The following is a 14,965-nucleotide window of genomic DNA, read 5'->3' as shown; positions in this document are numbered from 1 at the left end:
TATGATGGAAGAGCAATTAATACCCATTCAGTGGAAAGATGATGCTTTAGTTTTATTAGATCAAACATTATTACCGAATGAGGTTGTCTATGAATCTTTCAAGACAGCTGAAAGTGTGTGGGATGCCATTCAAGTAATGAAAGTACGAGGAGCACCAGCAATTGGTGTTTCGGCAGCGTACGGTGTGTATTTAGGAACAAAGGAAGTTATTCAAAGTAAGATGGAAGACTTTATAGAGGAAGTCAAAAAGGTATGTGCATATTTGGCAACATCAAGGCCAACAGCAGTAAACTTATTCTGGGCACTTGAAAGAATGGAAGCGGTAGCGACAGAGAACGCGCACTTATCAATCGTCCAGTTGAAAGACAGATTACTAGAAGAGGCAAAAGAGATTCATAGAGAAGATGAAGAAATTAATCGTCAAATTGGAGAGCATGCATTAACATTATTCCATGATGAAATGGGAGTATTAACACATTGCAATGCTGGTGCGTTAGCGACGACTAAGTATGGTACTGCGACAGCACCAATGTACTTAGCGAAAGAAAAAGGATGGGACTTAAAAATCTATTCAGATGAAACTCGTCCTAGGTTACAAGGTTCAACGTTAACAGCATTAGAACTACAGCGAGCGGGAATTGATGTTACTGTCATTACGGATAATATGGCAGCTATGGTCATGTCACAAGGAAAAATCGATGCTGTAATCGTTGGATGTGACCGCGTGGCAGCAAACGGTGATGTAGCAAATAAAATTGGCACATTAGGCGTATCTATTTTAGCTAAATACTACAACATTCCGTTTTATGTAGCAGCGCCAACACCAACAATCGACTTAAAAACACCGACAGGAAAAGAAATTCCGATTGAAGAAAGGGATGCTTCTGAAGTGATTAATCGTTTCGGACAATATTCAGCTCCGAAAGAAAGTAAAGTATATAATCCAGCATTTGATGTTACTCCATATGAAAATGTAACAGCGATTATTACAGAAAAAGGGATTGTAAAGGCACCGTTTACGGAGAATTTAAAAAAGCTATTTCAATAAATAGATAAATATAAAAGTCAGTCATCATAAGCTTCATACTTAGGGGGATGTATATGTTATTACAAAAAGAAAGAGAAGAAATTGTAGCGTATGGAAAGAAAATGATCTCTAGTGGTTTAACAAAGGGGACTGGGGGTAATATTAGTATTTTCAATCGCGAACAAGGTCTTGTTGCGATTAGTCCAAGTGGTTTAGAGTATTATGAAACAAAACCTGAAGATGTAGTTATATTAAACTTAGATGGTGAAGTGGTAGAGGGAGAGAGAAAGCCATCAAGCGAACTAGATATGCATCTTATTTATTATAGAAATCGTGAAGATATAAATGCGCTTGTGCATACACATTCTCCTTACGCAAAGACGATTGCGTCATTAGGATGGGAGCTTCCTGCTGTTTCATATTTAATTGCTTTCGCAGGCCCGAATGTTCGCTGTGCACCGTATGAAACATTTGGTACGAAGCAATTAGCGGATGCTGCTTTTGAAGGCATGATTGATCGTCGTGCTGTGCTACTTGCAAATCACGGTTTAATTGCTGGTGCAAATAATATAAAAATGGCGTTTACTGTTGCAGAAGAGATTGAGTTTTGTGCTCAAATTTATTATCAAACGAAAAGCGTCGGAGAACCGAAGCTTTTGCCAGAAGATGAGATGGAGAATTTGGCGAAGAAGTTTGAAGGGTATGGGCAGCAGTAGAATGAAACAAAAACACCCTCAAGAAAAGATCTTGAGGGTGTTTTTTACGCTTTCTTAAGCAACAAATACATAAAGTAAGGAGCCCCAATTAAAGCAACGACAATACCTGCTGGGATGCCGTTAGGTTCAACGATGTTTCGGCCAATTGTATCTGCTAATAGCAATAGCCATCCGCCGATTAAAACGGCAATAGGCATGAAAATTTGATGTCTTGGACCTACTAAAGATTTCGCGATATGAGGAGCCATTAGTCCGATAAAGCTAATTCCTCCTGTTACGGAAACAGCTGCAGCTGCAAGCGCAACGGCTGCAACTAATAAGTATCTGCGTTCTTTTTCAATTTCAATTCCAACACCGATTGCGACTGGCTCGTTTAATGCTAGAATGTTTAATCGATTTGCTTTATAGAAAACGAACGGAATTAATACGATTAACCATGGGAGCATTGCTAAAACGAAGACCCAGTCATCTCCCCAAATGTTTCCGGCAATCCACTTGGCGATAAAGTCCACTTTCATACGATCAGCGGATGAAATAAGGACAATCATCATTCCAGATAGTGCAAATGAAAAACCAATACCGGTTAATGTTAGTCGGATTGGCTGAAGCCCAGTTGATTTACTATATGAAAATACGTAAATTAGAACAGCTGTCAGAAAAGCCCCGATAAATCCAACGACTGGTAGTAAGTAAAGAAATGAACCTACATCTATTGGAAAGTATAAAAAGAAAATAGCAACAGCAACACCGGCCCCAGAGTTGATCCCGAGAATACCAGGTTCAGCTAAATCATTTCGAGTAATTCCTTGGAATATAGCCCCTGATAAAGCGAGAGCCATACCAGCTAATAATGTAATCACAATTCTAGGTAGTCTTAAAGAGTATAAAACAAACTCCTCTTTAAAAGTCCCTTGTCCCATTAATGTTGGGAGTAGTCGATCATAAGATAAAGATGCTGAACCAAGTCCCATTCCAACTACAATGGTGGTGATGGTCAGTATTAGTAAAGCGAGTATAATAAGACGTTGTTTTCTTAGAATAGATTGCATCATGAGAATGTTTTTCCTCCTTTACGTACAATGAATAGGAAGAATGGTAACCCTACAATCGCGACAATTGCCGCAACTGGTGTTTCGTACGGAGCGTTAATAGTACGTCCGATTGTATCTGCAAGTAGCATAAAGGAAGCTCCAGCAATTGCTGACATCGGTATAACAAATCGGTAATCTGGACCGACAATTGGGCGTACCATGTGAGGTACCATTAAACCGATAAATGCCATATTTCCAACAAGCGCTACAGATGCACCTGCAAGTAAGATAATAATGATAAATAAAATAGTTTTAATAACAATAATTTTTTGACCAAGTCCAATAGCCACTTCCTCACTGAAACTAAGAACTGTTAATTTTTTTGCTAGTAAGATAGCGATAAAGATACTAATTGAAATGACTGGAATAATAATTTTTAATTGGCTCCAAGTTGTTCCAATTACGCCCCCAGCAGTCCAAAGTGATACATCTTGTGAAATTTTAAAATAAATGCCGATTCCTTCTGAAATTGCGAGTAGAAATGCGGAAACTGCAGCGCCCGCTAATACAATTCGAAGAGGAGAAAGGCCGCCTTTTTTCACCATACCAATTCCAAATACCATGATTGCGCCAATTGCCGCACCGATAAAGCAAGCTAATGTTAAGTAAAGATAGCTGATGGAAGGATTGAAAGCAAGTGTCAGTGCAAGCGCAGCATTTGCTCCACCAGATAGCCCTAATAAACCAGGATCTGCAAGTGGATTTCGTGTTAATCCTTGCATAATCGCTCCAGAAACGGCTAATCCAGCTCCTACAAAAATAGCAGCAACTTCACGTGGTAAACGTATTTCTCGAATAATAGATATTTTGTCTCCTTTAGCGGAGGAAGTGAGTGCTAACCATACATCTTTTATCGAAGTATCTGCAGCACCTAATACCATTGCAACCATAAAAATAAGAAAGAATGCAATTAAGCTTAAAATTAGTTTGTATGTAAAAGCTATAGAACGTGGATTTTCATGATCTTTTGTCATTCGTTTCACATCTTTTCTGTTCATAGAATAAAGGAAGAGGAATTCTTAAATTAAGAATTCCTCATGTTTGTATTATTTACCAAGAAAGTTCTTCTTGAAGAAGTCTAGTTGGAAATCTAATGTAAGTGGATCATTGAAATAGAATTCCATCATGTTTGCTTCATATACGCGATTATTTTTTACTGCTGGGATGTTTTTATATGATTCTGTCTCTTGGAATGAGTTATCAGTCTCTTTATTTTTACTTACGATTAAGTAATCACCAGCAAATTCCGGTAATACCTCAGTAGATAATGCGTAGTAACCTTCTTTTAATGCTTTTTCTTTTACTTTTTCAGGCATTTTTAATTTCATTTCTTGGTACAGGATTTCTGTTCCGCGGCCCCAGTTCTCGCCGTATACATAAAGCTGTTTGTTGAAGTTTTCTACAACAGAAACTGTTGCATCTTCACCGATTTTTGCTTTAATTTCTTTACCAGCTTCTTGTGCACGTTTCTTGAAGTCATCAACCCAAGTTTTTGCTTCTTTTTCTTTGTTTAATAACTTACCAATTTCTAAATGCTGTGTTAAGTAATCAACTTTTCCGTAAGTGTATGTTACAGTAGGAGCGATTTTCTTTAACTTATCGACATTTTTAATATTTGATAAACCGATGATTAAATCTGGATTTAGTTCAGCGATTTTTTCAACATTTTCATCTGATACTTCAGCAACATCTTTAAGTTTGCTATCAAAACGTGGGTTTTGTTTAGACCATGAATCTACCCCAACAAGATTTACATCTAATGACATTACGTTACCAGCGAATGATGATAATACAACAACGCGTTTTGGATTTGCAGGAACTTCTACTTTACCATTTTCAGATTGGTATGTAATTGTTTCTGATTTACTACCTTTTGCATCGTTCTTTTTGTCTGTAGAGCCATTGCTACAAGCACTCATAACAAGAACGAAAAGAACTGTTAGTGAAATAAATAACTTTTTCATCGTCTTTCTCCTTTAACATAGATGATATGTGTATACAATAATTTGTTTAACTGTAATCTTTTTGAAAGAGTAGTGGTAATGCAAAATAATTTATTAAAAATCTTGAATATGAGATTTTATAATATAGTATTAACCATATTAATGAAAGGAGATGTAATCTCAATTTGCTAATTATTAACAAATTGATAATGATTATCACTATTGATTCTTTAAATAATATAATTTTATATAGGTGTATTGTCAATAGTAATTTTGATTGTAAATTTTGCGGAAACAGGTTATATTTTATTGAGAATGATAATCAATGACTAGTAGCTGAGGAGTGACACGAATGAATCAAGAAGAATTGTTTGATGTAACTGTGATAGGCGGAGGACCTGCAGGGCTTTATTCAGCTTTTTATAGTGGACTCAGAGAGATGAAAACGAAAATAATAGAATTTCAACCACAGTTAGGTGGAAAAATACATGTTTATCCAGAGAAGATGATTTGGGATGTAGGAGGGCTGCTGCCAGTTACAGGTGATAAATTAATTGAACAACTTGTACAGCAAGGGCTAACATTTAAGCCAGAAGTGGTATTAAATACAAAAGTAGAATCGATTATTCGTAACGAAGATGGCACTTTTACGTTAAAAGCAAGCAATGGCGAAGAACATTTTTCAAAAACAGTTATCGTCGCAACTGGAAGTGGTATATTGAAACCTCAAAAGTTATCAATTGAAGGTGCTGAGCGATTTGAAGTATCTAATTTAAATTATACAGTGAAATCTTTAAAGCGTTTCAAAGGTAAGACGGTCATTATTTCCGGCGGAGGAAATTCTGCGGTTGATTGGGCAAATGAATTAGAACCAATTGCGAAAAAAGTGTATGTAACATATAGAAAAGAAGAATTATCTGGTCATGAAGCACAAGTAAAACAACTGCTGAACAGCTCGGCGGAGTGTTTCTTTAATACATCGATTACAAAACTCATTGCTGGTGATAATCATGAAGCGATCGAATATGTAGAATTGACAAATCATGAAACAGGTGAGGTTTCTCATTTACCTATTGATGAAGTTATTATTAATCATGGATATGAACGTGACATTACATTATTAGAAAATAGTGAGTTAGACGTTGCGATTATAGATAATTATTATATTGCAGGTAATGCAAATAGTGAGTCTTCAGTAGATGGATTATATGCTGCTGGAGATATTTTAAAGCACGAAGGGAAACTACACTTAATTGCAGGTGCATTCCAAGATGCTGGAAATGCTGTGAATAAAGCAAAGCAATTTATCCAACCAGATGCAAGTGAGTACGGAATGGTTTCTTCTCATAATGAAGTATTTAAGAAGAGAAATCGAGAACTGATTAAACAGATGATGAAATAATAAGGAACAAGTATACCCCCACATACTTCTCTATTCAAATGGATGAGAGATGTACGTGGGGGTTTTCCTGTTTACTATATTTTCAATCATTATAATGACACCGGTTTCATCAGTTCATATGATATGAACATTTTATTGGTAAAGCATCCTAGAAAACAATTTAGCTATGTTTTGCTTACGCAGAACATGGCTAAATTACGCTGTCCCTTTAGCGCGTTCATTAGGAAATGGCATATTTAGTATAGAAGCAATATATTGTTTTCCATGTTTTCGAGCCAATGATTCTAATATTTGACGGACGCGTTTTGTAAGATGGCCTTGTTTTTTGATGGCTTCACAATATGCGTCATAGAAAGCATATTTAGCCCAAAGGAAATCATCTTGTTGGAATAAGAAATGATTTTTGTACCATTCACCAATTGTATGATAACAATTGTTTTCATGTATTGCTGTGCTTTGAGAAAGAAAACGATCAGATAAAGATACATTCAAATGAGAAATTGTGTTTTCTGTTTCAACTTGTAGTGTTTTTTCTAACATTGTAATGATGTGACGAGTAGCCATATGTTAACTCTCCTTTGTGTAAATGGGTAATACCATTCTATATTTAAAAAATTCTTACTATATAATACTATACAATATATGGAATGCATCTACCTGCTTTTTGAACTGCATTTACAAAATCTTTTTTATTTGTTTACAAAAATAAAGTAAAGTAAGATACAGTATAGATGAAAAAATAATAAAGGAATGAACGCATTGTATATAACAGTAGAAGAGACTGCGGAGTATTTGAATTTACCGAAATCGTATATTGAAGAGTTAATTCAGCAAAAGAAAATTCGTGCGCTATTCGATGGAGAGCAATATTTAGTAAATAAAGAACAATTCAATACACATTTAGAACAAATGGAGAAATATAAGCAGTTAGTGGAAGAAATATTAAATGAACCAATTCCAGAAGATATGGATGTTAAAGACGAAGACTAAACTTTGGGAAATCCCGTATGAAGATATGCAGAAATGTATCTTCATACGGGATTTTTGTTTAAATGTATCAAAATCCTAATGGGCACGCAGAATTTCTTATATTTTTGATAGGTAGTAGTCTACCATGTTAAAAGCATATTTTTTTCTAGCTAGGACAAACATAGAGAACGTAACCTGTACAGATACATATACTATCAGTGCAAAAGCTTATAAATTAATGGAAGGGGTTTTCTCGTGAGTTTATTTCATTGTGATTTTCTGAAAGACTTAATTGGATCTTTTGTGAGAGTAAACAGGGGTGGTCCAGAATCTCAAAAAGGAACAATAATATCAGTATGTCCGGACTACTTCGTATTGAAGAATGAAAAAGGTGAGCTTTATTACTATCAACTTAGCCATCTGAAAAGTATTACGAAAAATGCAAAAGACTGTGGATCAAGTGATTGTGATTGGGAAGATTGCGAATGTGCAGACGACTTTGAAGCACTACTTCTAAGCTTCAAATATTGCTGGGTGAAAATTAATCGCGGTGGTCCAGAGAAAGTGGAAGGCATTTTACAAGATGTTTCTTGTGACTTCGTTACATTAATTGTAAAAGAAGAAGTTATATTAATTGCAATAAAGCATATTAAAAGTGTTAACTATAATGCATTAGCATGCGGAGAGAGCGATGAGAGCGAAGATAGTAATAGTAAGGAAAGTAGTAGCGATAATTCAGGTCGAGCTCGCGCACAAAGACAGTCAAGTAGAGGAAGATAATAAGAAAGGAGGATACAAATTTGGAAAGTATATTATGCTGTGAGCAAATTAAATGCTTAGTCGGTGAGACTGTAAAAGTAAATCTTCGTGGACCAGAGAGTCGAGTGGGGGTACTTGTATCGTTAGGGAGAGATTACCTTACATTACAACTTCCTCTTGGTGAATTAGTATATTACCAATTGAAACATGTGAAGAGTCTAGCTAAGAAAGTGAAAGAAAGTAAATGTGGCGATTCCTATGTTTCATGTTTCTGCTCTGATGATGATACTTTTGTCGATGTATTACGTGACTTGAAGTATAAGTGGGTAAAGATTAATCGTGGCGGTCCAGAATGTGTGGAAGGATTATTAAGTGAAGTGCATGAAGAATGTATTACACTAGTAAACTGCGATGAAGTCATTTATATCATTAATTATCATATTAAGAGTGTGAGTCAAGTAGTGAAATGTAAAAAGAATGAAGATGAATAATGTTTAATAAATAAGAGGGGCATTATGAGGGAAAGAGAAGAACAATTTCTTATTTCGATAGTATGAAAAGGAATTACTTACTATTAAGACAAAACATTGCCCTGATTATTTTTTTTGAAACGGAAGATAGGAAAGCTGATATTCATAGGAAGGAGGATATAGATGAATGAGTTGAATAAAAGTATTGGAGAAAATATATATGTTAAATTAATCGGTGAAAAAAGATTTAAAGGTGTATTAATTGATGTAGGAAATGATATCGTTGTTCTTTACAATGGACAAGATTACGTATATATATCTTTATATCATGTACAATACTATAAATTTTTAAGACCATATGACGAAGAAATATCAAAACCAGATGTTGATTCTGTAATTAAGAGGGAATCCCCTTCAATTTCTTTGAGAAAAGTATTAAGTACTTCTAAAGGTATTTTTACAGAAGTTTATGTAGCAGGAAATGCTCCAATACATGGTTATGTTACAAGTGTGATGAACGATTATATTGTTTTTTATAGTCCGGTTTATAAAACGGTATATATATCTTTAAAGCATTTAAAATGGTTAATTCCGTATAAAGAAAACCAAGTACCGTATGCCCTCAATAAAAATGAACTCCCCGTAAATCCGTTAAATATTACGTTAGCTAGAACGTTTGAAGAACAGCTTATTAAAATGACAGGGAAAATTATGGTGTTCGATTTAGGTGAGGAGTCCAATAAAATTGGAAAAATGGCGAAAATTGATGAAGGTCATATTGAAATATCAAAAGCACGTGATGCAAAAATGTATGTGAATATTCAACATGTAAAATCCGTCCATTGTCCGTAGATTAGTTGGAAGGGCTGGCTTTTTCTTTTATATGCAGAAGAAAAGGTCGAGCCTATTTATTTAGTTTAATTTGGATATGAGGGGAAAAATGAATTGAATATAAATATATTATAGTGTGATCTTTTAAAAATAATTTTGCACTACTTTATAAAGAAATATGTACGAGCTATCTTTTTATGTATTCAATTTATTTTTTGAGGAGGAGCTGCTCAACTAATTTATTAAAGGGGTTTTGTTTGTGGAGCAGTTTCCGAATTCGTTATCAATTACATTGCTTGGTAGTGCTGGTGGAGCAGCAAAAGCAGTTTTAGCAATTTTAAATCAAGCGATAGCAAATGAAAAAGATCCAATTTATGAAGTATTAAAGAATGCCAAATTTCATTTGGTGGATATAAAACAAAAAGATAGGACTTATTATGATGAGTTGTTTTCGAATTTGAAAGGTCGCTTATATTTATATGAAATAAACCTTCAAAATGTAGTGGAATTTAAACAACATTTAAAAGAAAAAAGAACGAGTGTTGTGATTGATGTTTCAGGAGCAGATACAATTAGAGTATTAAGCTGCTGTAATGAACTAGGAATTTGTTATATTAATTCAGCCTTGGAAAATGAGGCCGTAGATCAGGACGATAGCTTAATCGGCTTTCAGCTTACGGAAAGATATACAAGGTTTGAGAAGGAGAAAGAGAAATTTACAAATACAAAAGCGATTATAGGTTCAGGTATGAATCCAGGTGTTGTTCAATGGATGGTTGTTGAACTTATGAAGGAACGACCAAATGAAAGGCCAAGAGCATGTTATATTGTAGAACATGACACGTCGTTTTTGAATGATATAGCGCTTATAAAGCCACATACACTTTATGCTTCATGGGCAGTAGAGCGATTTTTAGATGAAGCAATCTGGAGTTATCCGATGTATATGAGTCAACATCGTCCTCTTTACTTTTATGAAGATGTATATGCTTCAGAGTATAAAGTGAAGTTGGGAGAAAAAGAATTCTATGGTTGTTTAATGCCACATGAGGAAGTATTAATTTTAGGGAAAAACTTTAATATGGAAGTTGGTTTTCTTTACCGAATTAATGAGTATACAACAAATATAATTAGACAGAATTTAGACCAAGTAGAAGATTTATGGAACTGGAATCGTAAAGTGTTTAATCCAGCGGAAGAAGAGGTTGCTGGAGAGGACTTGGTCGGTGTGTTACTCGTTTATGAAAATAGTGAGACATATATGTATAATGTGATGAATAGTAGCCAAGTTTTTCGTAAATATAAAACGAATGCAACGTATTTTCAGGTAGGGTGCGGGATTTATGCGGGCTTGTCCAGCTTACTTTTAGATCGATTTGAACAAGGTGCTTATTACGTCGAGGAGTTGTTATTAAATACAGAAAGTAAGTACGGTGAGTATTTAAATTTATATATGAAGGATTTTGTAATGGGGCATAATAATTTTACTGATGGATTGTTACATGACAGGGTAAGATGGGTGTAATTTGTTACCAAAAGGAAGGAGAGATCTCCTTCCTTTTAGTATTATAAGGTTAAATATTGCCCTGAAAGCAATTTCATACTTATACTTTAAGGAGATAACAATGAAAGTTTTTTGTATCGATCAAGGGGAGTTTTTATATGAACAAATACAAGAGCTTGATTTATGAAGAAAGAAGAGCCTTAAAGGTATTTATATTATTATTCTATATTATATTCTTTTTATATGACGCTATATATTATTTTGTGTATCCTGCTATGAATATTAGTGGAACAGCGGTAGGTTGGCCAGAAGGTAGTCTTGGGATAGGTGTGCCTATATTTGTAATAGCAATATTTCCTATTTCTATATACCTTCAAAAAAGAGGGTATGTATATTCTGTAAAATATTTATTTTTATTTGGGTACATGTTTATCAATCTTGTTAATAATTTAATGATTTATTTGCGAACGGATAGACCTTTTGAACATGGTAGTATGGTAGAAATGTTATTAATTTTATTTGCCCCAGTTTTCGTGAATAGAAAATACTTTTATTTAGTTTCCTTTAGTGTAATTGGAAAGTACGTATTTCTCACATTGCTATTACAAGATTTAAAAGTGGTAATTCCACTTGTTTTATGTGTATTCTATTTCATTATTTCACATTCTTTATTAAAACGATTTCAATCTTATGTAAGAACAGTGGTTGAAATGATGAACAATATGAAAGAGACGGAAAATTTAGCTGTGATTGGAACTATGTCTACAACAATTGCCCATGAAATTCGAAATCCGTTAACAGCGTTAAAAGGGTTTACGCAAATGCAAAAAGAAAGAAATCCAGCTGATACGATGAGCTACGACATTATGTTACAAGAAATTGAAAGGGTTAATGGATTTGTTAGTGAATTGATGTTGTTAGGAAAACCAAAGCCAACAAATTATGAAAGGTGTAATATACGAGACATCCTTCTATATGTTGTGCATCTAATGGAAAGTTATGCAATGCAATATAGAGTTAAATGTCATTTACAAGTAGATGGGAATTTACCGGCTATAAACGGTGATGATAAGCAATTAAAACAAGTGTTATTAAATATCATTAAAAATGGAATAGAATCAATGCCAGAGGGCGGAGAAATTCATATCCGTGCATATCAAAAAACGCAAGGACATTTGTGTATTTCTGTTGAAGACCAAGGATTTGGTATAGAGAATGAAAAGTTGGAAAAAATCGGCAAGGCATTTTACACAACAAAGGAGACTGGTACAGGACTTGGATTAATGATTACATATAAAATTATTAAGGAACATCAAGGGAGTATCACAATCCAAAGTAGTCTAGGAGTAGGAACGAAAGTAGAAATTTTTCTGCCGACCGTTTAATGTATTGGGAGAAAAGATTTTTCAGAAAAGTGTTCTTGTTGTGTAAATATAAACATTTTATAAAATGTTTCAAGAAGGGTTTTTTTTATAAAATACTTCGTTTATAATGGAGGAAAATATCGACATGAGATTGATTACTCATGTAACGGTTCAGTAGTGTTATGAAAAGATAAGAAGGGGTGCACGCGCATCCTTTTTTCTATGCAGATATTATGAAAGAGGTGGTATGATGGAATTAACATTAAATTCGACTGTATGTTTACACACGATTCAATTTCGAAAAGAGCAAAAGAATTATATTGTAAAAGATACAATTACAGGAGAAAAATATGAAATGCCGCCACTTTGGATTGATGCATTGGCAATGATGCGTGACGGTTTTTTATTGGGAGAAATTGAGGAGAAATTAAAAGAAGAGTATCCATCTGAAGAAGTGAATATGTTAGCATTCACGAGGCAACTGTTAGAACTAGAACTTGTTGAAATGGTAGATGGAGAAGAGATAGCTTGCACAAAGAAGAAAGAGATAGATTGTTTAGCTTGGGTGCGTCCCCGTGTGGAACAATTCTTTCTTAATTTAAATAGAAAATATAGAAGCAAAGACCAGTAGTGGCCTTTGCTTTTTTTAATCCCGCTATTTGCCGGGCAGTAAGACCCCCACCTCAAAATTCAGCGGAAGCAAAGAAGTTAGGTGTGGGATGAACAAAACCCCCACTGATTAAAGGTTCACTTTATAGGTTGTGTTTAAAATATAACAGCAAATGCTCTTGCGAAAGCACCGTCACTATTTTTAATTTTTAAAGGTGCGGCTGAGAAAAAGAAACGTTTTGTTTCGATAGCATCTAGATTTGTTAAGTTTTCAATTAAGTAAATATTATTCCCTAGTAATATGTGATGAATCGGTGATGTTTCTGTTGTGACTTCATCAGGAGAAATGAAATCTAAACCGATAGATTTTACTTTTAATTGAACTAATTCTTCAGCTAATTCTTCAGAAAGATAAAATGCTTCTTTCTCATAAGCTTCTGTATTCCATTTGGTGGATAGATTAGAATGAAAAATAACAATATCACCTTCTTTTATGTCAGTATTATGCAATACTGCCTTAGGTAATTTTCGCTCTTGAATATGTGTTACATCTATAAGAACAGCTTCACCTACAAATTGATCCAGCGGTAATTGATCGATGGTCGTTGCGCCTGAAATAAAATGCGCAGGAGCATCACAATGCGTGCCAACATGAACGACAGAATGAAAATCTGTAACTTGATAGCCTGATTCTTCAACACTTGTAACAGCTTCTAGTTGTATTTTAGGTGTTCCAGGAAATTGAGACATATTATTTTCAAATGTTTGCGATAAATCAATTACTTTCATTTTACATACCTCCAATATATATTTTTCAAATAATAAAAAGCTCACCCTTCAATATCAAGAAAGGTGAGCTTTACATGCTAGTTGAGTTTTATCTTCCAAAATGCAATGCATTTTGCAGGAATTAGCACCTATTCAGTTTGTATAAACTGAGGTTGCTGGGCTTCAAAGGGCCGGTCCCTCTGCCTCTCTTGATAAAGAAGTATTCAGTTTTTTTGAAAACGGAATTTTCCGATAGTTAAATTGTAATTCATTTCCTTTTTTCGTGCAATACAAAATAGGTATTCACCCAAATAAAGCTGCTCGCATATTGTAGGTTATGTAAATAGAATGCTGCGAAGGAGTGAGTGCAGTGACAGGAAATGTATTAAATTATTATGCTGGTGGTAATACAGCTAGGGGATTTCACAATTTATACGAAGAGAATTTAAAAGGATTAGACAGATTATTTATCTTAAAGGGTGGCCCAGGAACGGGAAAATCTTCTTTAATAAAGGCAATAGGTCGTGAATGGATTGAAAAAGGATATGATATTGAATTGTTACATTGTTCTTCTGATAATAAATCGGTTGATGGTGTAATTATCCCAAAATTAAAAGTAGGAATTGTTGATGGGACATCGCCGCATGTTATTGAGCCAAAAATGCCAGGAGTTGTTGAAGAGTATATAAATTTAGGAATTGCTTGGGACTCAGATAAACTAAGAAAGCAGAAGTTAGAAATTGAAAGATTTGTTTCAGAAGCAAGCAAAGCTTTTCAGTCTGCTTACGCACGTTTTAAAGAGGCATTGGTTATACATGATGAGTGGGAGAAGATATATATTGATAATATAGATTTTAATAAAGCAAATGAACTAACCAATCAGCTAATCCAGAAATTATTTGCAGATAAAAGCGGGAGACAATCGCTTGTAAAACATCGTTTTTTAGGAGCTGCTACACCGAAAGGAGCAGTTGATTTTGTTCCTAATTTAACAGAAGGGTTACCACATCGTTATTTTATAAAAGGGCGCCCAGGCTCTGGAAAATCAACGATGCTCAAAAAGTTAGCTAAGGCAGCTGAGGAAAAAGGGTTTGAAGTTGAAGTATATCATTGCGGATTTGACCCGAATAGTCTTGATATGGTTATCGTAAGAGAATTAGGATTTGCAATTTTTGATAGCACCGCACCACATGAATATTTTCCAAGTCGCGAGGGTGATGAAATTATTGATATGTATGCCCTTATTGTTACGCCAGGGACGGATGAGAAATATGCGAAGGAAATTCGTGATGTCTCCATTCAATATAAAGCAAAAATGAATGAGGCGATGTCTTTCTTAGCGAAAGCAAAATCGGTTCGTGATAAATTAGAACGAATTTATATTGCTGCTATGGATTTTTCAATAGTAGATGCATATAAAGAGGAGATTCAAAAAGAGTTTGAACGAATTGCTGCTACTGTAATTGAAAAGCAACAATAGACGTTTCATTAGGCTGTCAGTAATTTCTGACA

At 34.5% G+C, this 14,965-nt stretch carries 16 protein-coding genes and 1 riboswitch; of the genes, 11 read left to right on the top strand and 5 right to left on the bottom strand.

The features are described 5' to 3' along the window. Positions 1–4: 4 nt before the first annotated feature. Together mtnA and CN409_RS09940 are read left to right on the top strand one after the other, a co-directional pair. Positions 5–1,048: an S-methyl-5-thioribose-1-phosphate isomerase gene (gene mtnA, locus CN409_RS09945; RefSeq protein WP_000392488.1), complete on the top strand. Its 1,044-nt coding sequence runs from the start codon at positions 5–7 to the stop codon at positions 1,046–1,048. A gap of 53 nt (positions 1,049–1,101) precedes the next feature. Continuing rightward, complete coding sequence (locus tag CN409_RS09940; RefSeq protein WP_000926560.1) at positions 1,102–1,743, top strand: L-fuculose-phosphate aldolase; 642 nt, start codon at positions 1,102–1,104, stop codon at positions 1,741–1,743. Positions 1,744–1,787: 44 nt separating this feature from the next. Here the strand turns inward: CN409_RS09940 and CN409_RS09935 are convergent, their stop codons facing one another. Genes CN409_RS09935 through CN409_RS09925 form a run of 3 tightly spaced genes read right to left on the bottom strand, consistent with a single transcriptional unit; the run spans position 1,788 to position 4,798 of the window. Then, positions 1,788–2,795, bottom strand: coding sequence for a FecCD family ABC transporter permease (locus tag CN409_RS09935; RefSeq protein WP_000983742.1), 1,008 nt, complete (start codon positions 2,793–2,795; stop codon positions 1,788–1,790). Then, positions 2,792–3,832 (bottom strand): FecCD family ABC transporter permease, encoded by a 1,041-nt coding sequence (locus CN409_RS09930; RefSeq protein ID WP_002153558.1) that lies wholly within the window; start codon positions 3,830–3,832, stop codon positions 2,792–2,794. Before CN409_RS09930 ends, CN409_RS09935 begins: the two co-directional genes overlap by 4 nt. A 48-nt stretch (positions 3,833–3,880) precedes the next feature. Next, positions 3,881–4,798, bottom strand: coding sequence for an iron-hydroxamate ABC transporter substrate-binding protein (locus CN409_RS09925; protein WP_000732570.1), 918 nt, complete (start codon positions 4,796–4,798; stop codon positions 3,881–3,883). Positions 4,799–5,129: 331 nt separating this feature from the next. Between CN409_RS09925 and CN409_RS09915 the strand changes: the two genes are divergently transcribed. Then, entirely contained in the window at positions 5,130–6,179 is a 1,050-nt protein-coding gene (locus CN409_RS09915; RefSeq protein WP_001070938.1) for an NAD(P)/FAD-dependent oxidoreductase, read from the top strand. Between the two features lie 195 nt (positions 6,180–6,374). On the opposite strand, the gene CN409_RS09905 is transcribed toward CN409_RS09915, so the two are convergent. Continuing rightward, on the bottom strand, positions 6,375–6,743 hold the full coding sequence (locus tag CN409_RS09905; RefSeq protein ID WP_000235474.1) for a hypothetical protein: 369 nt from the start codon (positions 6,741–6,743) through the stop codon (positions 6,375–6,377). A gap of 186 nt (positions 6,744–6,929) precedes the next feature. On the opposite strand from CN409_RS09905, the gene CN409_RS09900 reads away from it, so the two are divergent. The 7 genes from CN409_RS09900 to CN409_RS09865 all read left to right on the top strand — a co-directional run bounded on the left by CN409_RS09900 (position 6,930) and on the right by CN409_RS09865 (position 12,707). Next, positions 6,930–7,169 carry a helix-turn-helix domain-containing protein gene (locus CN409_RS09900; protein ID WP_001998970.1) on the top strand — a complete coding sequence of 80 codons (240 nt, stop codon included), beginning with the start codon at positions 6,930–6,932 and terminating at the stop codon, positions 7,167–7,169. 234 nt (positions 7,170–7,403) lie between these two features. Further along, positions 7,404–7,928 (top strand): hypothetical protein, encoded by a 525-nt coding sequence (locus tag CN409_RS09895; RefSeq protein WP_000051518.1) that lies wholly within the window; start codon positions 7,404–7,406, stop codon positions 7,926–7,928. A 20-nt stretch (positions 7,929–7,948) separates the two neighbouring features. Further along, positions 7,949–8,398, top strand: coding sequence for a hypothetical protein (locus tag CN409_RS09890; RefSeq protein WP_000443833.1), 450 nt, complete (start codon positions 7,949–7,951; stop codon positions 8,396–8,398). A 162-nt stretch (positions 8,399–8,560) separates the two neighbouring features. Then, positions 8,561–9,229, top strand: coding sequence for an LSm family protein (locus CN409_RS09880; RefSeq protein ID WP_001004281.1), 669 nt, complete (start codon positions 8,561–8,563; stop codon positions 9,227–9,229). A gap of 238 nt (positions 9,230–9,467) precedes the next feature. Beyond that, positions 9,468–10,733 carry a hypothetical protein gene (locus CN409_RS09875; RefSeq protein ID WP_000434723.1) on the top strand — a complete coding sequence of 422 codons (1,266 nt, stop codon included), beginning with the start codon at positions 9,468–9,470 and terminating at the stop codon, positions 10,731–10,733. Between the two features lie 137 nt (positions 10,734–10,870). Further along, entirely contained in the window at positions 10,871–12,097 is a 1,227-nt protein-coding gene (locus CN409_RS09870; RefSeq protein WP_086389655.1) for an ATP-binding protein, read from the top strand. Between the two features lie 229 nt (positions 12,098–12,326). Continuing rightward, positions 12,327–12,707, top strand: a complete 381-nt coding sequence (locus CN409_RS09865; RefSeq protein ID WP_000424116.1) for a hypothetical protein — start codon at positions 12,327–12,329, stop codon at positions 12,705–12,707. Positions 12,708–12,841: 134 nt separating this feature from the next. On the opposite strand, the gene CN409_RS09860 is transcribed toward CN409_RS09865, so the two are convergent. After that, on the bottom strand, positions 12,842–13,474 hold the full coding sequence (locus CN409_RS09860; RefSeq protein ID WP_000862976.1) for a cyclase family protein: 633 nt from the start codon (positions 13,472–13,474) through the stop codon (positions 12,842–12,844). 85 nt (positions 13,475–13,559) lie between these two features. After that, positions 13,560–13,672: riboswitch (SAM riboswitch) on the bottom strand. 151 nt (positions 13,673–13,823) lie between these two features. Here CN409_RS09860 and CN409_RS09855 point away from each other — a divergent pair. Continuing rightward, positions 13,824–14,933, top strand: a complete 1,110-nt coding sequence (locus tag CN409_RS09855; protein ID WP_000147466.1) for a PRK06851 family protein — start codon at positions 13,824–13,826, stop codon at positions 14,931–14,933. Positions 14,934–14,965: the final 32 nt, after the last annotated feature.

This window comes from Bacillus sp. AFS012607, from assembly GCF_002558005.1.
Lineage (GTDB): Bacteria > Bacillota > Bacilli > Bacillales > Bacillaceae_G > Bacillus_A > Bacillus_A thuringiensis_S.
Note: the sequence above shows the minus strand (reverse complement) of the source record. Positions and strands in the feature narration are given on the sequence as shown.

What these genes read in the sequence shown, in the direction of transcription:
- CN409_RS09905 (WP_000235474.1), bottom strand. Translation starts at nt 6,743, where the DNA reads ATGGCTACTCGTCACATCATTACAATGTTAGAAAAAACACTACAAGTT.
- CN409_RS09860 (WP_000862976.1), bottom strand. Translation starts at nt 13,474, where the DNA reads ATGAAAGTAATTGATTTATCGCAAACATTTGAAAATAATATGTCTCAA.
- CN409_RS09935 (WP_000983742.1), bottom strand. Translation starts at nt 2,795, where the DNA reads ATGATGCAATCTATTCTAAGAAAACAACGTCTTATTATACTCGCTTTA.
- CN409_RS09915 (WP_001070938.1), top strand. Translation starts at nt 5,130, where the DNA reads ATGAATCAAGAAGAATTGTTTGATGTAACTGTGATAGGCGGAGGACCT.
- CN409_RS09880 (WP_001004281.1), top strand. Translation starts at nt 8,561, where the DNA reads ATGAATGAGTTGAATAAAAGTATTGGAGAAAATATATATGTTAAATTA.
- CN409_RS09940 (WP_000926560.1), top strand. Translation starts at nt 1,102, where the DNA reads ATGTTATTACAAAAAGAAAGAGAAGAAATTGTAGCGTATGGAAAGAAA.
- CN409_RS09930 (WP_002153558.1), bottom strand. Translation starts at nt 3,832, where the DNA reads ATGAACAGAAAAGATGTGAAACGAATGACAAAAGATCATGAAAATCCA.
- mtnA (WP_000392488.1), top strand. Translation starts at nt 5, where the DNA reads ATGGAAGAGCAATTAATACCCATTCAGTGGAAAGATGATGCTTTAGTT.
- CN409_RS09925 (WP_000732570.1), bottom strand. Translation starts at nt 4,798, where the DNA reads ATGAAAAAGTTATTTATTTCACTAACAGTTCTTTTCGTTCTTGTTATG.
- CN409_RS09865 (WP_000424116.1), top strand. Translation starts at nt 12,327, where the DNA reads ATGGAATTAACATTAAATTCGACTGTATGTTTACACACGATTCAATTT.
- CN409_RS09900 (WP_001998970.1), top strand. Translation starts at nt 6,930, where the DNA reads ATGAACGCATTGTATATAACAGTAGAAGAGACTGCGGAGTATTTGAAT.
- CN409_RS09870 (WP_086389655.1), top strand. Translation starts at nt 10,871, where the DNA reads ATGAACAAATACAAGAGCTTGATTTATGAAGAAAGAAGAGCCTTAAAG.